This window comes from Pseudomonas fragi, from assembly GCF_900105835.1.
GTDB classification, from domain to species: Bacteria; Pseudomonadota; Gammaproteobacteria; order Pseudomonadales; family Pseudomonadaceae; genus Aquipseudomonas; species Aquipseudomonas fragi.
Genome location: NZ_LT629783.1, coordinates 2,570,852 through 2,592,001, shown reverse-complemented (window position 1 = coordinate 2,592,001; position 21,150 = coordinate 2,570,852). Strand labels below are relative to the sequence as shown.

General features: G+C 60.4%; 15 protein-coding genes. 10 read left to right on the top strand and 5 right to left on the bottom strand.

Translation table 11 applies throughout. The features are described from left to right. Nucleotides 1-196 precede the first annotated feature (196 nt). Complete coding sequence (locus BLU25_RS11865) at nt 197-5,086, top strand: alpha-2-macroglobulin family protein (protein ID WP_083369653.1); 4,890 nt, start codon at nt 197-199, stop codon at nt 5,084-5,086. A gap of 159 nt (nt 5,087-5,245) precedes the next feature. Here BLU25_RS11865 and BLU25_RS11860 read toward each other — a convergent pair whose 3' ends face one another. The 3 genes from BLU25_RS11860 to BLU25_RS11845 all read right to left on the bottom strand — a co-directional run bounded on the left by BLU25_RS11860 (nt 5,246) and on the right by BLU25_RS11845 (nt 7,440). Beyond that, nucleotides 5,246-6,109, bottom strand: a complete 864-nt coding sequence (locus tag BLU25_RS11860) for an IS3 family transposase (RefSeq protein WP_083369543.1) — start codon at nt 6,107-6,109, stop codon at nt 5,246-5,248. Next, entirely contained in the window at nt 6,106-6,399 is a 294-nt protein-coding gene (locus BLU25_RS11855) for a transposase (protein ID WP_083369542.1), read from the bottom strand. Before BLU25_RS11855 ends, BLU25_RS11860 begins: the two co-directional genes overlap by 4 nt. Before the next feature lie 747 nt (nt 6,400-7,146). Further along, on the bottom strand, nt 7,147-7,440 hold the full coding sequence (locus BLU25_RS11845; protein WP_016783546.1) for a hypothetical protein: 294 nt from the start codon (nt 7,438-7,440) through the stop codon (nt 7,147-7,149). 91 nt (nt 7,441-7,531) lie between these two features. On the opposite strand from BLU25_RS11845, the gene pbpC reads away from it, so the two are divergent. The 3 genes from pbpC to BLU25_RS11830 all read left to right on the top strand — a co-directional run bounded on the left by pbpC (nt 7,532) and on the right by BLU25_RS11830 (nt 13,613). Continuing rightward, on the top strand, nt 7,532-9,868 hold the full coding sequence (gene pbpC, locus BLU25_RS11840; RefSeq protein ID WP_371838421.1) for a peptidoglycan glycosyltransferase PbpC: 2,337 nt from the start codon (nt 7,532-7,534) through the stop codon (nt 9,866-9,868). A 324-nt stretch (nt 9,869-10,192) separates the two neighbouring features. Next, a complete protein-coding gene (locus BLU25_RS11835; RefSeq protein ID WP_037001783.1) occupies nt 10,193-11,737 on the top strand; it encodes a collagen-like triple helix repeat-containing protein in 1,545 nt (514 codons plus the stop codon). A gap of 193 nt (nt 11,738-11,930) precedes the next feature. Beyond that, the gene (locus tag BLU25_RS11830; protein ID WP_029611736.1) at nt 11,931-13,613 is read left to right on the top strand and encodes a ShlB/FhaC/HecB family hemolysin secretion/activation protein; all 1,683 of its coding nucleotides are present in this window, start codon (nt 11,931-11,933) and stop codon (nt 13,611-13,613) included. A 60-nt stretch (nt 13,614-13,673) separates the two neighbouring features. Here the strand turns inward: BLU25_RS11830 and BLU25_RS11825 are convergent, their stop codons facing one another. Further along, nucleotides 13,674-14,087, bottom strand: coding sequence for a response regulator (locus tag BLU25_RS11825; RefSeq protein WP_016783550.1), 414 nt, complete (start codon nt 14,085-14,087; stop codon nt 13,674-13,676). 48 nt (nt 14,088-14,135) lie between these two features. Beyond that, complete coding sequence (locus BLU25_RS11820; RefSeq protein WP_016783551.1) at nt 14,136-14,357, bottom strand: Flp family type IVb pilin; 222 nt, start codon at nt 14,355-14,357, stop codon at nt 14,136-14,138. Between the two features lie 333 nt (nt 14,358-14,690). On the opposite strand from BLU25_RS11820, the gene cpaB reads away from it, so the two are divergent. From cpaB to BLU25_RS11790, 6 genes are read left to right on the top strand one after another with little or no spacing between them, the layout of a single operon-like run. Next, nucleotides 14,691-15,620 carry a Flp pilus assembly protein CpaB gene (gene cpaB / locus BLU25_RS11815; protein WP_016783552.1) on the top strand — a complete coding sequence of 310 codons (930 nt, stop codon included), beginning with the start codon at nt 14,691-14,693 and terminating at the stop codon, nt 15,618-15,620. Between the two features lie 36 nt (nt 15,621-15,656). Then, nucleotides 15,657-16,883, top strand: coding sequence for a type II and III secretion system protein family protein (locus tag BLU25_RS11810; protein WP_016783553.1), 1,227 nt, complete (start codon nt 15,657-15,659; stop codon nt 16,881-16,883). Further along, entirely contained in the window at nt 16,880-18,085 is a 1,206-nt protein-coding gene (locus BLU25_RS11805; RefSeq protein WP_016783554.1) for a protein TadZ, read from the top strand. The genes BLU25_RS11810 and BLU25_RS11805 overlap by 4 nt, the downstream gene beginning before the upstream one ends. Beyond that, nucleotides 18,082-19,356, top strand: a complete 1,275-nt coding sequence (locus tag BLU25_RS11800) for a CpaF family protein (protein WP_016783555.1) — start codon at nt 18,082-18,084, stop codon at nt 19,354-19,356. The genes BLU25_RS11805 and BLU25_RS11800 overlap by 4 nt, the downstream gene beginning before the upstream one ends. Nucleotides 19,357-19,366: 10 nt before the next feature. Further along, nucleotides 19,367-20,251, top strand: a complete 885-nt coding sequence (locus tag BLU25_RS11795) for a type II secretion system F family protein (RefSeq protein WP_083369651.1) — start codon at nt 19,367-19,369, stop codon at nt 20,249-20,251. A gap of 1 nt (nt 20,252) precedes the next feature. Beyond that, nucleotides 20,253-21,137, top strand: a complete 885-nt coding sequence (locus BLU25_RS11790) for a type II secretion system F family protein (RefSeq protein WP_016783558.1) — start codon at nt 20,253-20,255, stop codon at nt 21,135-21,137. Nucleotides 21,138-21,150 lie beyond the last annotated feature (13 nt).

The window sequence follows — 21,150 nt, the reverse complement described above, 5'->3', positions numbered from 1 at the left end:
GGCGAGGGGGCTGGCCGAGTCGATCCTGGGTTCAGCTCAATACTTTCAGATTGCAGAGATTCTAAAATTTCCCCCAATCAGTCCCCTCTCCCTCCGGGAGAGGGCCAGGGTGAGGGGGGCTTTCTGACCAGTGCGCCTGTGGTCCGCCACCGGCTGTTATATAGTCGCCCTTATCTGCCCAGTAAACGAGCACACCATGCTGAACAAAGGACTGCTTCTGGCCTGCACACTGGCGCTGCTGAGCGCTTGTGATTCTTCCAGCGTCGACAAACCCGCCGCGCCACAGGTTACCGCCACCCAGCCGGCCAGGCCGGTACAGGACGTCAAGGTGCTGGCCGAACGTTATGCCGGGCGCGAGTTGAGTGTGGTGGATGTCTCCGAGGTGCAACTGGACGGGGCCAGCACCTTGTCCGTGAGCTTCTCGGTGCCGTTGGACCCGCAGCAGAACTTTGCCGACAAACTACACCTGGTAGACGCCAAAACCGGCAAGGTCGATGGCGCCTGGGAGCTGTCGGACAACCTGATGGAGCTGCGCCTGCGTCACCTTGAGCCGCAGCGCAAACTGATCCTCACCGTTGACCCCGGCCTGCGTGCGGTCAACGACGCCAAACTGGCCGCCGAGTACGTCAGCCGCCTCGAAACCCGTGATCTGCAACCTACGGTCGGTTTCGCCAGCCGCGGCAATCTGCTGCCCACGCGTCTGGCGGAAGGTTTGCCGGTCATCGCGCTGAACGTCGACAAGGTCGATGTCGAGTTCTTCCGGGTCAAACCCGAGTCGCTGCCGGCATTTCTCAGCCAGTGGGGGCGCAACAGCAGCCTGCAGAGCTACGAAGCCAAAGACCTGCTGAACATGGCTGATCTGGTATACGCCGGGCGCTTTGACTTGAATCCGGCACGCAATACCCGGGAAACCCTGATCCTGCCAACGGCCGGCATCAAGCCCTTGCAGCAACCGGGCGTGTACCTGGCGGTGATGACCGCGTCGGGCAGTTACAACTATTCCACTCCTGCCACCTTGTTTACCCTCAGCGATATCGGCCTTTCCGTGCATCGTTATCAGAAGCGCCTGGATGTGTTCACCCAGGCGCTGGAAGGTGGCAGTGCCTTGAGCGGGGTCGAACTTGAGTTGCTCGACGGCAAAGGGCGCATGCTCGGTCAGGGCAAGACCGGCAAGGACGGTCACGCCGAACTGGCCTTGCCGCCCAAGGCCGAAGTGCTGGTAGCACGCCAGGGCGATCAAACCAGCCTGTTGCGCTTGAACACGGCGGCGCTGGATCTGGCTGAATTCGATATCGGCGGCCCGCAGGCGCATCCGTTGCAGTTCTTTGTATTTGGCCCGCGTGATCTGTATCGCCCCGGCGAAACCGTGCTGCTCAATGCCCTGCTGCGTGATCGCGATGGCAATCCGGTCAAGCCGCAGCCTGTAAGTGTTGAAGTGCGCCGCCCGGACGAGCAGGTCAGCCGCAAGTTTGTCTGGTCAGCGGACGCTTCGGGCCTGTATCAATACCCGCTGCAACTGGCCGCCGAAGCGCCGACCGGGCGCTGGCAACTTGTGTTTGATTTTGGCGATGGCAAGCCGCAGTTGTATGAGTTTCTGGTCGAAGATTTCTTGCCGGAGCGCATGGCCCTGGAGCTTAAAGGCAGCGACACGCCGCTAAGCCCTGAGCAAACCGCCGAGGTACAGGTAACCGGGCGTTACCTGTACGGCGCTCCGGCAGCCGGTAACCGCCTGAGCGGTCAGGTCTATGTGCGGCCGTTGCGCGAAGCGGTCAGCGCTTTGCCGGGCTATCAGTTCGGTTCGGTGACAGAGCCGGAGCTGACTCAGGATCTGGAGCTGGATGAAAGCGTGCTCAACGCCGAAGGCCAGGAAACCCTGCGCATCGACAGCCAGTGGAGCGATGCCAAGTCACCGCTGCAACTGATCGTACAGGCCAGTTTGCAGGAGTCCGGCGGGCGTCCGATTACCCGGCGCCTGGTGCAGCCGGTATGGCCGGCAGAGCGTCTGCCGGGGCTGCGCGGCCTGTTTGACGGCACTGAAACCGATGGCGACGGCCCGGCTGAGTTCGAGCTGCTGGTTGCTGACAGCCAGGGCAACAAGCTGGCGGCCGACAACCTCAAGGTGCGCCTGGTGCGTGAACGCCGCGATTACTACTGGAACTACTCGGACAACGACGGCTGGAGCTATCACTACAACGAGAAGTTTTTGAACCTCAACGAAGAAACCCTCAGCCTCAAGGCGGGCGCAACCGCCAGGGTCAGTTTTCCGGTGGAGTGGGGCCCTTACCGTGTTGAAGTCGAAGATCCGCAAACCGGCTTGATCAGCAGCCTGCGCTTCTGGGCCGGTTATCGTGCCCAGGACAACGCCGAAGGCGGTGCCGTGCGCCCTGACCAGGTCAAGCTGGCGCTGGACAAGGCCGCCTATGCCGATGGCGATACGGCCAAGGTCACCGTGACGCCCCCTGCAGCTGGCAAGGGCTACTTGCTGGTCGAAGGCAGCGATGGCCCGTTGTGGTGGCAGGAGATCGAGGTGCCAGCCGAGGGCAAGGCATTCGATATCAAGCTTGACCCAAGCTGGGCACGCCATGACTTGTATGTCAGCGCGCTGGTGATTCGCCCTGGTGAGCGCAAGACCAATATCACGCCCAAGCGCGCTGTCGGAGTGCTGCACCTGCCGATCGACCGTAGCCAGCGCAAGTTGGCACTTACGCTCGATGCCCCTGAAAAAATGCGCCCCAAGCAACCGCTGACGGTGAAGTTTTCGGCTAAAAACGCTGATGGCAGTATCCCCAAACAGGCCCATGTGTTGCTGGCTGCCGTGGATGTCGGGGTGCTCAATATCACTGACTACCCAACCCCCGACCCGTTCACCAGCCTGTTCGGGCGCAAGGCTTACGGTGCCGACCAACTGGATATCTACGGGCAATTGATCGAAGCCGGGCAGGGCCGTCTTGCCAGCCTGGCGTTCGGCGGTGATGCAGCGCTGGCCAAGGGCGGCAAGCGGCCATCCACCAGCGTGACCATCGTGGCGCTGCAAAGCGCGCCGGTGACGCTCAACGAGCAGGGCGAGGGTGTAGTCAGTGTGGATATCCCTGACTTCAACGGCGAGTTGCGCTTGATGGCACAAGCATGGACCGACGATCGCTACGGCATGGCCGAAGGCAAGACCGTGGTCGCCGCGCCACTGGTGGCCGAGCTGGCCGCGCCGCGCTTTCTGGCCGGTGGCGACGAGACCAGGCTGGCGCTGGACCTGTCCAACCTCACTGACAAAGCGCAAACGCTGCGCGTGCAACTCAATACTGAAGGCCAGTTGAGCCTGCTGGCGGATACGAACCAAAGCGTGACCCTGAGCCCCGGCCAGCGCAGCACCTTGCACATACCGGTCAAGGCGCTGGGGGGTTATGGCAGCGGTCAGGTCAAGGTGACGGTCAGCGGCCTGGAGCTGCCAGGCGAGACCCTGGCACCCTTTACCCGCAAGTGGACGCTGGGCGTGCGCCCGGCGTACCCGGCCTTGCTCAAGCACTACCGTACGGTGCTCAACGAGCAGCCGTGGAGCTTGCCGGACGCCGAGCTGCAAGCCTTTGAACCGGCCGGGCGCGAAGCCCTGCTGAGCCTGTCGAGCCGTCCGCCGCTCAACCTCGGCGAGCAGATTCGTGCGCTCAAGGCTTACCCGTATGGCTGCTCCGAGCAAACCACCAGCGGCCTGTACCCGGCGCTGTATGCCGATGCTGCACTGTTGCAGCGGTTGGGCCTTGAAGGTGAGCTGGACACCGAACGCAAACGCAAGATCGAGCTGGGCATCGAACGCCTGCTGGGCATGCAGCGCTACAACGGCAGCTTTGGCCTGTGGGGCGCGGACGGTCAGGAGGAGTACTGGCTCACTGCTTATATCACCGACTTCCTGCTGCGCGCCCGCGATCAGGGCTACGCGGTACCGCCCGAGGCGTTGAAAAAGGCCAGTGAACGGTTGCTGCGTTATGTGCAGGAACGCAACCTGATCGAGGCCGACTACAGCGACAACCTCGACCACACCCGCTTTGCCGTACAGGCTTATGCGGCGCTGGTGCTGGCGCGTAGTCAACAGGCGCCGCTGGGCGCGTTGCGCAGCATTTTTGAGCGGCGCAGCGATGCCCGCTCCGGCTTGCCGCTGGTGCAGTTGTCGATTGCCCTGCAAAAGATGGGCGATCAGCCGCGCGCCGACCAGGCGCTGGTGGCGGGGCTGGCTGCGACGCGCAAGGCTGATCAGTGGCTGGGCGACTACGGCAGCCCGCTGCGTGATCAGGCGTTGATTCTGGCCTTGCTGGAAGAGAATAACCTGATGAGCGGCCAGCGTGAACAACGCCTGTTCGACCTGTCCGATCAACTGGCGGCAAGCCCGTGGCTGTCGACTCAGGAGCGCAATTCGCTGTTCCTCGCCGGTCGTGATCTGCTGGGCAAGCCTGAGGCTGACTGGTCAGCGCAGCTCAGCAGTGGCGGCCAGACCCGCGAGCTGAATAACGCCAGCTCGGGTCTCAAGCTCGACGGGCCGTTGCTGGCCTCGCCCGTGACCCTGCGCAACGAAGGCAGCGTGCCGGTTTATCAACAGCTGACGATTTCCGGATATCCACAGCAGGCCCCGGCCGCGGGTGGCGAAAACATGAGCATTCGTCGTGATTACCTGGGAATGAACGGTGAGCCGCTGGACCTCAAGGCACTGAAAAGCGGTGATTTGGTGCTGGTGCATCTGGCCGTGACGGCCAAGCAGCAGGTACCGGATGCGCTGGTGGTCGACTTGCTGCCTGCGGGCCTGGAACTGGAAAACCAGAACCTGGGCCAGAGCGCGGCGAGCCTTGAGAACGCCAGTAGCCAGGTCAAGCAATGGCGTGAGTCGATGCAGAATGCCAGCGTGCAGCATCAGGAATATCGGGATGACCGTTATGTGGCGGCGCTGAAACTGGATGGCTATGGCACCACGCACCTGCTGTACCTGGCCCGGGCCGTGACTCCGGGTACCTACCGGGTACCGCCGCCGCAAGTGGAGTCGATGTACCGGCCCAACTGGCAGGCGGTGGGGGATACGGTGGGGGAGATGGTGATCAAGGGGCGTTAGGCGTGTGGCTGCTGAAGGGTTTAACTGGTGTTGCGGGTACATATCCGGCATTCGCGTTTAAACGGGATATTGGTTTCGCCCTTACGGCGAGTCACTTTTTCCAGACGCCGAAAAAGTAACCATGGGCCTGTCTCCCTGCAGCGGACGCCAAGAAGCTGGCTATCGAGTCTTCTGCCTCAAGCTCTTTGCATATTCGTTCGGAGAACGATATCCCAGAGCTGAGTGCAGTCGACTGCTGTTGTAAAACCCATGTACATAGCTGGCGATTGATAGCTGTGCCTGTTTTTTTGTGGGGTAGACCCCGAAAGCCTCCTCTCTTTTCAGCGTAGCGAAAAAGCTCTCGGCCACTGCGTTGTCCCAGCAATTTCCCTTTCGACTCATGCTCTGGGTGAAGTCCTTCTTGGCCAGCGTCAAACGGAACTTACTGCTTGCGTACTGACGGCCCTGATCGGAGTGAAATACTGCTCCACTGCTGCCAGAACAGGCGCTCCAGGCATTCAAAAACGCGCTTTCGACCAAACCATCTGGCATGCGGTCCGACAAGCTGTAGCCCAAGATCTGGCGGGTCTGGATGCTTAACACTATCGCTAGATACAACCAACCCTCTCTGGTTGGGAGATAGGTGATATCACTGACCCAGGTCGGCGTGGGGTTATCGATAGAAAACTGACGCGCTAACACATTGCTCGCCACCGGCAAATAATGACAGCTGTCAGTGGTGCAGGGCCTGAAACCTCCTTTGGACTTGCCCTGTATCCGCTCCTCGCGCATCAACCGCCTGACCCGTTTGTGGCCCACTGCGAACGATTTCTGGCGCAAGGCGGCTACCAACCGTGGCCGCCCATAGGTTTTTCGACTGGCCGCATAAGCACTGCGCAACGCAATGCGAATCTGAGCGTCAGGATCAGGGCGAGGCTGTCTGTGCGTGTAATCGTAGAAACCTGAAGTCGAGACTTCCATCACCCGACACAACACCTGTACCGGGTATTGAGTCCGTTCAGCAGCGACGAAGGCGTATCTCACCTGGACTCTCTGGCGAAGAATACCGCCGCCTTTTTTAGGATTTCACGCTCCATTTTCAGCTCGGCAACCTCGGCTCGCAGGCGGGCAAGCTCACTGTCTTCCTTCGTAATTGGCTTGCGCTCGGGCGAACTCAGCGGTTGGCCCCTGCGCGTGGCGTCCACCCAGTTATCGAGCGTTTTGACTGACATCTCTAGCTGGCGGGCCGCTTCGGTTCTGCCAACGCTTTCAGCCAGCGCAACCGCTTGAGTCTTGAACTCATCGGTATAGTTACGGCGAGTAGATGGATACATGGCAACCTCCAAGAGAACGATTTAAGTATCGCTTCTTGGCGTCCGTTGTCACGGGACAGGCCCACCAAAAAGGCTTGCCCCTGGCGTCCGGCCTTCGCTGCGCTCAGGTTCCCTCGTTCCGGTCCCGCTCCGTGGGCACGCCGCCACGGGCCATCCATGGCCCATCGCGGCTCTCCCGGCATCCATGCCGGGAGGCCCACTGCGCAGAACCTCCTCTCGGCCTCCCGATGGGGCGGGTAGATCAACAGCCGTCGAGGCGGCCGACCGGCCGGCCTGTTTGAATGCAGGATTTGCGACCGACATATTTCCCTGTGGGAGCCGGGCTTGCCCGCGATGCAGGCACCTCGTTCTATCTGGAGGGACAAAGTGCTGCCATCGCGGGCAAGCCCGCTCCCACAAGGGATTGGTGTTGTTTAAGTTTTTTGCTTTTGCTTTTGCTTTTGTTGTGACCACTCGATTGTGCAGGCGACGCGAATGCCCCTCACAGAAGGCCGAACGCAGGTGCTGTTATGGGGGGGGGCGCGGCAGGACGCCGCGCCAGCCGCGATGGGCCATGGATGGCCCGTCGCGGCGTGCCCCCATAACAGTGCCGGAGAGAGGGAATCGGCGAGCCTTGGCGAGTCGGCCGTATGGTAGGGCGAAACCAATATTTCAGTTAACCGCAGATGCCGGATATGTACCCGGTGTACCTGTTAAAACGCTAAAGCGGCAGCAGATTTGACGCATCGCTCCCACAGGAACAAGAGGTCAGCTGATGATCCAGCTCAAAATCCACAGCCCCAGCACCAGCCAGATCACACCGCCGATAATCGAGGCGCGAATAAAGGAGCGAACAGCGTTGTACAAAAACAGCAGGCCGATGATCAGCACTGCAATGCTGATGATTGAGGTGTCCATGCCCAGCGCCCGGGCCATGCCATCGACGAAGTTGCTGCCCGCCTCGGTGATGGCGCCGAACAGGCCATTCAGGGTCTCGACGATAAAACGCACCAGCGTGCCCAGCCACAGGCCAAGATTTCCGATAAAACTTTCGACGTGCATGGTCATGTTCCGATGAGTAAGGTGGCCACTGTGCCAGATATACACATTAGGCATCCATCCATCGCGCAAGTTGCGTAGCGAGTAAGTTTGAGTGGCGCCAGGGATCAAAAAAATACTGGGTTGGACGGCCGGCGGCTTGCTGGCGCTGTGTACCTTGCTGTGGCTGGCTGACAGGATCTGGCCGCTGCCGTTGCCCAGGGATGACCAGGCCCGTGTTGTCCTGGCCGAAGACGGCACGCCACTGTGGCGCTTTGCCGATGCCAACGGTGTGTGGCGTTACCCGGTGCAGGTCAGTGAGGTGTCGCCGCTGTATCTGGATGCCTTGCTGACCTACGAAGATCGCTGGTTCTTTCAACACCCCGGGGTCAACCCGCTGGCGCTGGGCCGTGCAGCCTGGCAGAACCTTAGCGGCGGGCGGGTGTTGTCAGGCGGCAGCACGTTGTCGATGCAGGTTGCACGCCTGCTCGACCCGCATGAGCGGACGTTGCCCGGCAAGCTGCGTCAGCTATGGCGCACCGCTCAGCTGGAATGGCACCTGAGCAAGCCGCAGATTCTTGAGCTGTACCTCAATCGCGCGCCATTTGGCGGTACCCTGCAGGGTGTTGCTGCAGCCAGTTGGGCCTATCTGGGCAAGTCGCCGCAGCAGCTCACCCGTTCCGAGGCTGCTCTGCTCGCCGTGTTGCCGCAAGCCCCGAGTCGCTTGCGGCCCGACCGTCACCCGCAGCGCGCACAAGTGGCCCGGGACAAGGTGCTGCGCCGGTTGGCGGAGTACCGGGTTTGGCCGCAGACGGCAGTCAGTGAGGCGCTGCAAGAGCCGCTGCTGCTGGCCCCGCGCCTTGAACCAAGCCTGGCACCGTTGCTGGCTCGACGCCTCAACCGGCCCGGCAGCCCGCCGCTGATCCGCACCACGATCGATGTCGGCTTGCAGCGCCGTCTCGAAGACTTGCTGCTGGGTTGGCGTGCCCGCTTGCCTGATCACACCTCGGCGGCCGTTGTGGTGGTCGAAACCGAAAACATGGCCGTGCGCGCCTACCTTGGCTCGGTGGACATTAACGATGCGCGTCGCTTCGGCCATGTGGACATGATCACGGCCATGCGCTCGCCGGGCTCGACCCTCAAGCCGTTTTTGTACGGCATGGCGATGGATGCGGGGCTGATTCACTCTGAGTCGTTGCTGCAGGATGTGCCCCGACGATTTGGCGACTATCGGCCGGGAAACTTTTCCCAGGGGTTCAGCGGGCCAGTGTCGGCCAGTGCTGCTCTGGTGACCTCACTGAACCTGCCTGCCGTGCAATTGCTTGAGGCCTACGGGCCTAAACGCTTCGCCGCCGATATGCGCAATGGGGGCGTGCCCTTGAGCCTGCCGGCACTGGCCGAGCCCAATCTGGCCTTGATTTTGGGCGGTGCAGGCAGCCGTCTGGAAGATCTGGTCAGCGGTTACAGTGCCCTGGCGCGAGAAGGGCGCAGCGCCAATCTGCGCCTGCAACCCGATGACGCGTTGCGCGAGCGGCGCATGTTGTCGCCGGGGGCGGCGTGGGTGATTCGGCGCATCCTCAGCGGGCAGGCGCGGCCGGACCGCGACCCGACTGCCGAGTTGGTGCAGCGCCCGCAACTGGCCTGGAAAACCGGTACCAGCTATGGCTTTCGTGATGCGCTGGCGATTGGCGTGGGGCCGCGTTACTTGATCGGTGTATGGATCGGCCGCCCGGATGGTACCCCGGTGCCCGGGCAGTTTGGCCTGGCGTCGGCAGCCCCCTTGATGCTGCAAGTCCACGATGTGCTGAGCAACCGTGACAGCCAGCGCGGCATTGTCGCGCCGGTGCAGGCAGTGCCGGGCAGCGTCGGTGTAGCTGCGATTTGCTGGCCGCTGGGCCAGCCGATGAACAAGGATGACCCCAATTGTCGCCGGCAACGTTTTGCCTGGACCCTGGATCACACCACGCCGCCAACCTTGCTGGCGGCGGATCAGCCGTTGGGTGTGGGCCTGCGTGAAACGATCCGGGTCAACCCGCAAGGTTTGCGCGTTGGCCCGCAATGCGCTGACGGTCAACAACGCGAAGTGGCATTGTGGCCTGCCCCCCTTGAACCCTGGCTGCCTCGGGTCGAGCGGCGTGAAGCGCGTATGCCCGCCGCGTCCACGCAGTGCCCGCCGCCACCCTTGAATACGCTAACCCCGCTGTCGATTGTCGGCGTGCGTGATGGCGACCGCCTGCGCCGTCCTGCTGCCAGCCAGGCAGTGCTGCGCCTGGCGCTATCGGCCCTGGGCGGTGACGGTCGGCGCTGGTGGTTTATCAACGGCGCACCGATAGGCAATAGCGCACAACCAGAAGTATTCAACACCCCCCTGGAACAACCGGGGCGTTATGAGCTGAGTGTGCTCGACGAAAGCGGGCAAACCGCCCGGGTCGAGTTCAGTGTGGTGGAATAATCTCCCCCCCTGTGCGCTTGTTTTTACGCACTTACTATCAACTTAAAACCCGTCAATTAGGCTTATACCTAAAGTAGGGTCGCCGGGGGCGGTGTTTTCCGGGGGCAGTAATGGCATTGATATATATAGTTTTTTTACCGGCACTTAACGCCAAAGTATTAGTCCTCAAGAGGGAGTGCAGGCGTTGTATATAAGGGGTTAATACCAAGTTGTGAATTGTTTGATCAGGCCCGCGGCGTTGTTATGTACCCAACGGACGAATGTATCCCGGACACAGAGCAGGGAACTTCGAACTCAGGCGTAACAGGTGCAAGGGACTTAATCATGAACACTCAACTTTTTCTGAAAACCAGTACCGCTCTCCTCTTGGTCATGACTGTCAGCCTGGCTGGCTGCAGCGGCGGTGGTGGTGGCCACAAGAGTTATGTAGCCAGCAGTGATAGCGGGACTGACGCGGGTACAGGCGGCGGCACTGACGGCGGTACAGGTGGTGGAACCGGTGGCGGCACTGACGGCGGTACAGGCGGTGGGACCGGTGGCGGTACTGACGGCGGTACAGGCGGTGGAACCGGTGGCGGCACTGGCGGCGGTACAGGCGGTGGAACCGGTGGCGGCACTGGCGGCGGCACTGGCGGCGGTACAGGTGGCGGAACCGGTGGCGGCACTGGTGGCGGTACAGGTGCAGGTACTACGCCTCTGGTCACAGGCCAGGTTGTCGGTCAGGTCGGCAGCGCCCTTGGCGGCGTGGGCACCACCGTCAGCGGGGTTGGCAGCACCCTGAGCACCGTGCCTGTAGTGGGCACCGTGGCTGGCGGCCTGGTGACCAACACCGGCAATGCCGTGACCTCGGTAACTGACGGCATTAGCGGTGGCCTGGGGTCGCTGGGCACCGACAAGAACTCCCTCGGCCTGACTGTTGGTGGTGTAACCAACGCGGTTAGTGATGTAGGCAAAGGCGTTTCGTCAGTGGGTACAGGTCTGACTACCGTGCTGGACAACACCCCGATCAGCCAGATCCCGCTGGTGGGTGGCGTGGTTGGCAAGGTGACAGACACCACCGGCGGTTTGGTCAACAAAGTGGGCACCACCGTGACCATGCTCGGCAACACCCTGACCACCGATGTGAGCAGTGGCAAGTTGGGCGCATTGACCGGCGGAGTGAATGACAAAGTGCTGGTGCCGGTGATTTCGCTGGTTGAAAACGTGACCGGCAAAGTGGGCACCACCACAGGTCTGGGGGCGCCGGTGGACGGTTTGCTGAACAAGGTGGGTGGCACCGTAAGCGGCCTGGGCGGCAAGGTCACGGCTACCGGTGGCGACAACCCGGTGACCTCTCTGGTCGGTGGCGTGCTGACCGGTGTGGGCGGTGCGGTTGACAAGGCTGGCGGCTACGTCAATCCGGCAGCGGGCTCCACGGGTAGCGGTACGGGTACCGGGACAGGTCTGGGTGGTCTGCTGGGTGGCCTGGGTGTGGGCGCAAGCGCCGGGGCAGGTGCTGGTGCCGGGGCTGGTACAGGCGGTGTGAGCGCCGGTGCGGGGGCCGGTGCAGGCGCAGGTGTAGGCGCCGGGGTTGGCGGTCTGCTGGGCGGTCTGGGTGTGGGGGCAAGCGCTGGCGGCAGCGTCGGGGCAGGTGCTGGCACTACTGGAACTGGTGCAGGTGCTGGTGCAGCCGGGGGTGTTGGTGGTGTCGTCGGTGGCGTAGTGGGTGGTCTTGGCGGCTTGCTGGGTGTCAAGGTGGATTCAGGCAGCAACACTGCGGGTACAACAGTGGGCGCAGCCGGCGGCGCAGCAGCAGGTGCGGCTACCGGTGGCCTGGGCGGGGTGCTTGGGGGCGTGGTAGGCGGGCTGGGTAACCTGGGCAAGAAATAACTGAAGAATATTGCACCTGGCCGGTTCGACGGCCTTACCTACAGCGCCTACGCTTGGTTGGGACGAGAGATTCAGATGAGTCTCTCGTCTTTTTTCATGTGCAGGTTGTAGGACTGATGCTCGGGCCGCTTCGCAAAGCATTCTAAAAATGAAGCCCCTCGTTATGCCGCCGTAGTTGAACATGGAGTGTCCTATGCGTAATTGCGTTCCCTTTCTATTGCTGGCGTTGGCCCCCTATGCCGGTGCCGAGTCGCTTCCGCGCTTTCTAAATAGCAACGACAGCATGCAAACCCTGCCCACGCCCAACCTGCCGGTGGATGCCTACCGCCCTGCAGCGCCTGCGCTGGAGTTGCCCAAGCCGGCAGCTGCGCAAGCCCGGCCATTGGAAATGGGCACCCGCCTGACCATTCGCAAGTTGCAGATCGAAGGGGGCACGATTTATCCGCTGCCAGAGCTGGGGGCGGTCTACAAACCGCTGCTGGGCCATGAAATCACCCTGGCCGAACTGATCGAGGCCACGCGCCAGATCACCAAGCGTTACCAGGATGACGGCTATTTATTGTCCTATGCGTTCTTGCCGCAGCAGAACTTCGACCAGGGCCTGGTGCGTGTGGTGCTGGTCGAAGGCTATATCAGCGAGTACAAGGTTGACGGCGATATCGGGCGGGTTAAAGGGTTTGTGGATGAACTGGTCGACAAGCTCAAGGGCGAACGCCCGCTGACGCGTAAAACCTTCAACCGCTACAGCACGCTGCTCAGCCGCATTCCCGGGGTGACCCTGGAGGCGCAAGTGCCGCCGCCGGGCACCACCGATGGCGCATCGACGTTGCATATCAGTGCCAGCCGCAAACCTTTCACCACCAGCATGAGCCTGGTCGAAGGCAACCGCAGCAGTACCCAGGCGCTGCTTTCTGCCAGCAGCAACTCGCAAACGGCGATGGCCGAACAATTGACCCTGAGCGGGTTGTTTCCGCCGGGCAATGACAAGGAGCACTACTACCGCCTCGATTACAGCCAGTACCTGAATGCCGAAGGCACGCAGTTGAGCCTGTATGGCTCAAGCTATCGCAGCGACCCGAGCACCAACATTGCCACCACCGATGGCTTTGAACTCAAGCCGCACCGCGAGAACGACCGCTTCTCCATCGGCGTCAGCCATCCACTGATTGCCGCACCGGATCAATGGCTCAGTGTCGCTGGCCGCCTGTATGGGGTGAACGACAATACAGACTACGAAATCGTCGGCTACGGGCAGACTATCAGCGAAAAAACCAACACCCGGGCCGTGGCCCTGGAAGGGGACTGGCGCAAGTCCGATGCCAAGCAGTTGCGCATTGTCAGTGCGGGTCTGTATCAGGGCATCAATGGCTTGGGCGCCAAGAGCGAGACCAACCTGACCAGCACCCAGTACGACCTGGACTTCTTCCGTTTGCGCCTGTCGGGCGTGCAGAGTGACGGCTACTTCGACAACTGGCAGGGCGTGGTTTCGGGCGCGCTGTACTGGAGTGACGACACCCTGCCTGACAGCGAGCGGGCGGTATTCGGCGGGCAGAACTTCGGCCGTGGCTATCCGGACGACCAGGCCTCGGGGGACAAGGGTTGGGGCGTGGCTTACGAACTTAACTACAGTTTCAATCGCGACGGTGAGTGGGTGAAGTTGCTCCAGCCTTATGCCGTGTTGGACAGGGCCAAGGCCTGGTACAACGAACTGCCGCTCAAAGGCTCGGATATGTCCTCGGCAGCACTGGGGTTGCGCTTTGGTGACAAGCGCTATTACAACATTGCCCTGGAAGTTGCCAAACCGATGTCGGATATCGCCCTGGACAGTTTTAATCGTCGGCCGCGCTATACGTTGAGTTTTAGTTATCAGTTGTAGGCCATGACAGTAAAAGCCCACATCTATAAGTTATAGGTGCGGGCTTTTATATTAGAAAGGTCAAGTTCTGGCCAGGTGCAATTGTGTGGGCTGAGGGAAGAGGTTTTCGAGGGTGTCGAGCAGGCGCACATGGTAGATGGGCTTGCGAAACAGGTCCAGCACCTGCAGGCGCAGAAGGTCGCTTACATCGTCCATATCGGCGTGCCCGGAAATGACAATCACCGGCAAATGCTGGCGCGATGTGTGCTCGCGCAGGCGCTTTATCAGCGCAATACCGCTCTCTTCCGGCATGCGCAGGTCGGTGATGACCAGCGCAATATCCGGATGTTGGGTCAACTGCGAAAGGGCGAGTTTGACTGAAGTTGCCGTATAGCAACAAAAGCCCTCGCCCTCCAGCAGCTCAGCCAACTCCAGCAGTGCGTCCTCTTCGTCATCCACCAGGAGTAGTTGTTGGCGTGATGGGGAGAGGGGCATGTTAATTACTCTTTATACGAGTGAATGTAATGGCTCCGCAATTAAATATCAGGCAGGAGGGTTTAGACCGGTTTTGATTTTGGTGAATATACCTGTGACCGCTGTTTGTACATCAGGTGAAAGCCCCGCAATCACCACCGCCACCATCGCCGCAATAATTGCATATTCAATACCCGAGGCACCTTCAGTCCGTTTTGCAAACAACTTGGCCTGGCGCGCTACAAATACCTGTGCAGGTACATACACTTTCAGAACAGTATTTAACATCATCTGACTTCTCCTTAGTGCGCCGGGTCGGGCACTGCGTAACAAGGGTGCAGGGTGATTTCCATCTGCAGTCACAGCATTGGCAATAAATGAATTTCCCACAACTGTATCATTGGACTAATCACAAAGTATTAATCCAAATGAGTATTTAGAAAATGCGTATCAAATCAAACTATTCACAATTGACTAGAGATTTTTTAGTTCGCTAATGGCATTTTGCTTTACCTGAGTTATTTTTAAATAGCGAATGGTTGCAAAAGCATTAAAGGTTCATAGCTGCCTGATTGTGAATGGGTTTTTTAGTCTGCAGTGCGCAGTGATAAAGGGAGTTTGTGCATGAACAATCGACGCAGTCTGATACTGGCCGCCATTTTGTTTGTCGGGGCAATTGCCGCCGGTTACTGGGGGCTGGTATTGAGTCGACAGCAGCCGGTTGCCGAAGTTCCGGTGGCTCAGTCGGTAGAGCAAGGTGTAGCGGCAGTTGAAGACAAAACCCGCCAGGCGGTAGTGGTACTGGTCCGTGATGTCCCCCCGAATGTGGCCTTGACGGCCGATGATCTGACCCTGGAAAAACTCCGTACCGCACCTGCTGGCAGCCTGACTGCCATTGATCAGGCGGTGGGGCGCACCCCGTGGCGCAGCCTGAGTGCAGGCACCTGGCTGAGCGAGCAAAGTTTTGAAATGGGTGGCCCGCTGGCCCGCATGATTCGCCCGGATGAGCGCGCACTGGGGGTGATGATTGACGAAGTGAGCGCTGCAGGAGGGCAGCTCAGCCCCGGCGATTACGTCGATATCCTGTTGTTCTTGCGTCAGGACAGTGGCAATCCACAGCAGTCGGCGCAAGTGGTATTGCCGGCAGTGCGGGTGCTGAGTGTGGGGGGCGAGCTGGGTTTGACCAGTGATGGCAAGTTGGCCAGCCAACCGAAAAACGCCGAAGAAGCGCTCAAGCAAGAGCAAAGCCGTATCAATGCGCGCTCCGCAGTTCTGGCTGTGCCTGAACTGCTTCTTAATCAACTGATGCTCGCGACCCAGGCAGGCACCCTGCGCCTGGCCGTGCGCAGCGCCGATGAACAACGTTTGAGCAAATATTGGGCGGGTGAGCAGGAATCTGCGACTAACCTTGAGAATGCCAAACGCAGTCTTTATCAATTTAACCAGTTAGCCATGGCCAGTCCGGCAAGAGTGCCAGTCAGCAGCAATCCCGCAGTCGCCCCCCGGGTGCGCGGTATTGAAGTGATCCGAGGCAATCAAACGGCTCAGCAGTAGGCCCAATAAAAATCCTTATCTGCAAGGAAAACCAACATGAGCCACCGTTGCGCTCCACTTTATAAACGTGCTGTCTGGACGCTGCTGCTGAGCAGCTTGCCCCTGCAAATGGCCTTGGCCGCAGGCGAAAACTGCGCGGCTTTCAACGCCTTGCCGTCGGTACTGGAAGTGGCCCAGGGGGCCCAAAAGGCTATGGGTTTCCCGGTGAGTATCTCGCGCATTGCCGTGGGCGATCCCACCATTGCCGATATTCGCTCCAATGGTCCCAACGCCTTTTTGCTCACCGGTATTGCTTCGGGCACCACCAGCCTGATGGTCTGGAGCGCCTGCTCGAAAGAGCCGCACCAGACCATGCTGTTCGTCAAGGGCAAGGCCGCCTCGGGTTTGACCGGTACGGCGTTGCCGCCTTCCGAAGACCCGACCTTGCCGGTGCAGGTACAAACCGATATCCGCTTTGTCGAAGTCAGCCGCACCAAGCTGCAGGAAGCCAGTACTTCGATCTTCGGCATGGGCAGCAACTTTCTGTTCGGCTCGCCGGGTTCATTCCTCAGTACCGCTGAAGGGATCATCACCGGTGGCCCAGTGGCCAATGCCAAGTATTTCAATATCGGTTTTGGCGGCGGCAAGGTCAGGGCCATGATCAACGCCCTGGAAGGCAGCGGTTTTGCCTACACCCTGGCGCGTCCCAGCCTGGTGGCCATGAGCGGGCAGAGCGCGACCTTTCTGGCCGGTGGCGAAGTACCGATCCCGGTGCCCAGCAGCGGCAGCGATAACGTGTCGATCGAGTACAAGGAGTTCGGTATCCGCCTCACGCTGACCCCGACCGTGGTGGGTCGTGATCGCATCATGCTCAAGGTGGCCCCCGAGGTCAGCGAGCTGGACTACACCAATGCGGTGAATATCGCTGGCACCCTGGTACCGGGCCTGACGGTTCGCCGCACTGATACCAGCATCTCCCTGGCCGATGGCGAAAGCTTTGTGATCAGTGGTTTGATCAGTTCGCGCAACAGTTCCCAGGTCAACAAATTCCCGGGGCTGGGCGACATTCCGATTCTTGGCGCTTTTTTCCGCGACTCCAATATCAGTCGTGAAGAGAAAGAACTGCTGATGATCGTCACTCCGCATCTGGTTCAGCCACTGGCTGTCAATGCGGCACTGCCGACGATGCCCGGGGAGCAATTGCGCAATTACGACCCCAACTGGTATCGCCTGTATTTCCTTGAGAACGGCAAATTCAATAGCCGCAGCGGGTTATCTCAATGAGCCAAAGCCTAAGCCAGACATTTCTCGCGCTGACGCGCAACAACACCGATCTTGAGTGGCTGCAGGGAGCATTAGCGCCGTTGGGTCAAGTGGTGGGTGCAGGCACAAGTAGCCTGGATGAACTGCTGGCCCTGGTTGATGTGACGTTTGCTGGCCTGATATTTGTGGGCCTGGATCGGGACAAGGTGGTTAACCAGTGCGCGCTGATCGAAGGCGCGCTGGAAGCCAAGCCCATGCTGGCCATCGTTGCCCTGGGCGACGGTATGGATAACCAGCTGGTGCTCAATGCCATGCGCGCCGGGGCGAGGGATTTTGTCGCCTACGGTTCGCGTTCCAGCGAGGTGGCCGGGCTGGTCCGGCGCCTGAGCAAGCGCCTGCCACCCGTGGCACCCAACGCCCAGTTGGGTGGCTTGAGCGTGTTGTTCAGTGCGCAATGCAATGCCGATGGTGCATTGCTGGCCAGCCACTTGGGGCTGGTAGTGCAAAAGAGTGAACAAAAAACCCTGTTTCTGGACCTGGGCGTACCCCGTGGCGATGGCCTGGCGGTGCTGGGCCTGGAAAGCTCGTTCTTTTTTGGTGATGCCCTGCGCCATTTGCGGCGCCTGGACAGCACCTTGATTGACAGCGCCTTTACCAAGACCGCCAGTGGTTTGCGGGTATTGGCCCATAGCGACAGTGACGAGCCACTGGAGCAAACCAGTGCTGCCGAGCTGTATATGTTGCTCAGCGCCTTGCGCCAGCACTTCCAGCATATTGTCGTTAACCTCACGGGGCAGCCTGACAGTGAAGCGCTGCGCACCTTTGCCACCCATTGCGACAGCCTGTTGTGGTACACCGACCAAAGCGTGCTCGATTGCCGCCGCAACCTCGACGTGCTCAGCCGCTGGCGGGCCAAGGGCATGAAGTTCGAGCATACGGGCTTGCTGATCGATCGCTACATGAGTGGCGTTGCGCCCAATGCCGATGCCCTGGGTAAAAGCTTTGGCCTGCCAGTGATGGCGACACTGCCGCCCAGCCCTGAATTGCGCATCAATGCCAAGAACCAGGCCACCACCCTGTTTGACCTGGCCCCCCGCGAAGCCCTGAGCCAGGCCCTGAAAAAACTCGGCGAGCGGCTGGTCCTGCGTTCGCAAGTCCCTGAACAAGCGGCTTCCAAGTCAGGTGCCTGGCTAAACCTGAACCGCCTGTGGGGGGCCAAATGAGCAATGAACAGCTGTTTGGCTCAGGCCTGTATAAAGACGGCCGGGCGGACCATGACGGCCTTAAACTGGTGCTGCACCGCTATATCATCGATGCCATTGAAGAAACCGGGAAAAACCTGCTGGAAGGCTCCCGTGTGTCTTTGGCCCAGTTTGTTACCGAGCGGGTAGCCGAGTATGTGTCGCGTCTGCACCTGGCCATTTCCCGTTATGAAATGGAGCGGCTGGCCGAAGAGATCGTCGACGAGCTGACCGGTTTCGGCCCCCTCGAAGTGCTGCTGCGCGACCCGGCCGTGACTGAAATCCTGGTCAACGGCCCCCATCGGGTGTTTGTCGAGCGCGAGGGGCGGCTCAGCCAGAGCGATCTGCGTTTTATCGATGACCATCATGTGGAACGGGTGATGCAGCGCATTCTGGCGCCTCTGGGGCGGCGTCTGGACGAGTCCTCGCCGATGGTCGATGCACGCCTGCCCGATGGCAGCCGGGTCAACGCGATCATTCCGCCCATTGCCCTGGATGGCCCGTGCCTGTCGATCCGGAAATTTCGCAAGGACATGCTGCAAAGCAGCGACCTGGTGGCCATGCAGACCATCGACCAGGCGATCTATGAGTTCTTTCAGGAGGCGGTGGGCAAGCGCTGCAATATCCTGATCAGCGGTGGTACCGGTACCGGTAAAACCACGCTGCTCAATATCCTCAGCCAGCTGATCAACCCCCATGAACGCCTGGTCACCATCGAGGACGTAGCCGAATTGCAGTTGGGCCATCCCCATGTGGTGCGCCTCGAAACCCGCCCGCCCAATGCCGAAGGGCATGGCGAGGTGAAATCCAGCGACCTGATCCGCAACGCCCTGCGGATGCGCCCGGACCGCATCATCCTCGGCGAGATCCGTGGTGTGGAAGTGCTCGATGTGTTGACCGCGATGAACACTGGTCACGATGGCTCCATGAGTACCGTGCACGCCAACACCGCACAGGACGCCCTGCTGCGACTGGAGACCCTGGTGGGCTTGACCGGGCGCACGGTGGCGGAAAAAACCCTGCGCCAGATGATCTGCGCCGCACTGGACGTGATTATCCAGCTGACGCGCATGCCCGATGGTCGCCGTTGCGTCAGTGAGGTGCTGGAAGTGGTGGGGGTGCGTGACGATGTGTACGTGACCAACACCCTGTTCCGTCTCGACAAGCGCACCGGCTTTGGTTTTATGCGCGAAGCCTTGAACCCGGCAAGCGACAAGTTGCGTCGTGATCCCGTCCTGAACGCCCACGGCTGAGGCACTGCATATGAACCCGGCCTTACTGCTTTTTACCATCAGTTTCCTGATGTTCGCCTTGTCGTTGAACCTGGTGTATCGCGCCCTGACCGACCCGACCACGGGCCGTGTTCTGGAGCGTCTGGGTGAAGGCCAGCCGCAATTGGCGGAGAAACACCAGGGGCTGGCCTGGCTCGACCGGGCCTTTTTGCAGGCCGGGTTGGGGCGTCCTTCAGAACGGCTGGGGGTGTGGCTGTCGCTATGGGCCGCAGCGGTGATTGTGGCGGGCCTGATCGGAGGCTGGGTGTTCTTGCTCGCGTTGCTGGTGCTGCCGCCGGTGCTGCTCAAGCTGTTTGTCAGCTGGCGTTACCATCGCCGGGTTCGGCGCATGGTTGAGCAACTGCCGTTGTTGCTCGATCACTGTGTGCGCAGCCTCAAGGCCGGGCGCACCCTGGCCGATGCGGTGCTGACCGCCATCGAGGCGTCCAGTGACCCGCTCAAGAGCAGCATCAGCCGGGTGTCGCGCAACGTGCAGATGGGGGTGAGCCTGCCCGAAGCCGTGAACGATTTTGCCGAGCTCTATGAACGCGATGAATTTCGCATGTTTGCCCTGGGGCTGAAGGTCAACCACCGTTATGGCGGCAACGCCAGTGAGTTGCTGGAGAACCTGATCGTATTGATTCGCGAGCGCGAACAGGGCGCCCGCAAGCTGCGGGCCATGACGGGTGAAACGCGGATGACGGCGCTGGTATTGGGCTCGTTGCCAGTTTTTGTGGTGGGATTCTTTATGGTCACCAACCCCAGCTACATGCTCAAGATGTGGCAGGACGGCGGCGGGCAGCACATGCTCCTGACGGCAATGGCCATGCAGATAGTCGGCAGTGTGGCGCTGTGGCGCATGGTACGGAGCGTATGACATGGCCTTTTTGATTTGTGTGGTGTTGCTGCTGGGCGCCATGGCGCTGCTGATCAATAACGTGGTCCAGGACCGCGTGAGCCAGCAACGGGTCATGCAGCGCCTGGAAGGTGACAAGACCGGCCCCGGCAAGCTCACCTTGTGGATGCGGGCGGTGGGCAACAGCAAGTTTGGCCAGCGCTCGGTGTCGATGGACAGCGAGACCCAGACCCTGCTCAACCGCATCGGCTGGCGTACCGCCAGTCAGCGCTCGCTGTTTGCCGCCTTTCAGATCGGCACGCCGATAGCCTTTGCCGGGTTGGTGTTTCTGGGCCATGAGCTGTTTTTCCCGCGTTCGGGCAATCTGCTGGTGGTGTTGCTGTTCTCCCTGGCTTTGGGCTATCTGATCCCCAAGCGATTGTTGGCCTATGCTGCAAAAAGGCGCCAGCAGGAAGTGGCGATCGAAGTTTCAACCTTTATCCCGTTGCTGCGTATTCTGTTTGAGTCGGGCATGGCAGTCGAACAGGCGTTGCGGGTATTGAGCCAGGAAGCGCGGCACTTGCTGCCGGTGCTGACCGGTGAGTTGCGTGTGGTTCTGGCCCGGGTCGACTCGGGGCTGGAGTTGAACCAGGAACTGAGCAAAACCGCGAGTCTGCTGGATGTGGACGAGTTCAATGACACCTGCGTGATTCTGCAGCAATTGATTCAGCAGGGTGGTGGCGCGATGAAGTCATTGCAGGCACTCAAGGAGCTGCTGGATGACCGTCGTTTGACCCGCATGGAGGAGTACATCTCCAAAATGTCCGCCAAAATGTCGGTAGTGATGATGGTGTTTCTGTTCCCCGCTTTGATGATCGTCTTGGCCGGGCCGAGTTTTGTCGCTATCTCGCGAGCCTTTCTCTCTTGACCAGGGGTATGAA

Bases quoted from the DNA above. Each gene is read 5' to 3' on its own strand.
- BLU25_RS11845 (WP_016783546.1), bottom strand. From the start codon at position 7,440: ATGCACGTCGAAAGTTTTATCGGAAATCTTGGCCTGTGGCTGGGCACG.
- BLU25_RS11820 (WP_016783551.1), bottom strand. From the start codon at position 14,357: ATGATGTTAAATACTGTTCTGAAAGTGTATGTACCTGCACAGGTATTT.
- cpaB (WP_016783552.1), top strand. From the start codon at position 14,691: ATGAACAATCGACGCAGTCTGATACTGGCCGCCATTTTGTTTGTCGGG.
- BLU25_RS11790 (WP_016783558.1), top strand. From the start codon at position 20,253: ATGGCCTTTTTGATTTGTGTGGTGTTGCTGCTGGGCGCCATGGCGCTG.
- BLU25_RS11795 (WP_083369651.1), top strand. From the start codon at position 19,367: ATGAACCCGGCCTTACTGCTTTTTACCATCAGTTTCCTGATGTTCGCC.
- BLU25_RS11800 (WP_016783555.1), top strand. From the start codon at position 18,082: ATGAGCAATGAACAGCTGTTTGGCTCAGGCCTGTATAAAGACGGCCGG.
- BLU25_RS11825 (WP_016783550.1), bottom strand. From the start codon at position 14,087: ATGCCCCTCTCCCCATCACGCCAACAACTACTCCTGGTGGATGACGAA.
- BLU25_RS11835 (WP_037001783.1), top strand. From the start codon at position 10,193: ATGAACACTCAACTTTTTCTGAAAACCAGTACCGCTCTCCTCTTGGTC.
- BLU25_RS11865 (WP_083369653.1), top strand. From the start codon at position 197: ATGCTGAACAAAGGACTGCTTCTGGCCTGCACACTGGCGCTGCTGAGC.
- BLU25_RS11830 (WP_029611736.1), top strand. From the start codon at position 11,931: ATGCGTAATTGCGTTCCCTTTCTATTGCTGGCGTTGGCCCCCTATGCC.
- BLU25_RS11805 (WP_016783554.1), top strand. From the start codon at position 16,880: ATGAGCCAAAGCCTAAGCCAGACATTTCTCGCGCTGACGCGCAACAAC.
- BLU25_RS11855 (WP_083369542.1), bottom strand. From the start codon at position 6,399: ATGTATCCATCTACTCGCCGTAACTATACCGATGAGTTCAAGACTCAA.
- BLU25_RS11810 (WP_016783553.1), top strand. From the start codon at position 15,657: ATGAGCCACCGTTGCGCTCCACTTTATAAACGTGCTGTCTGGACGCTG.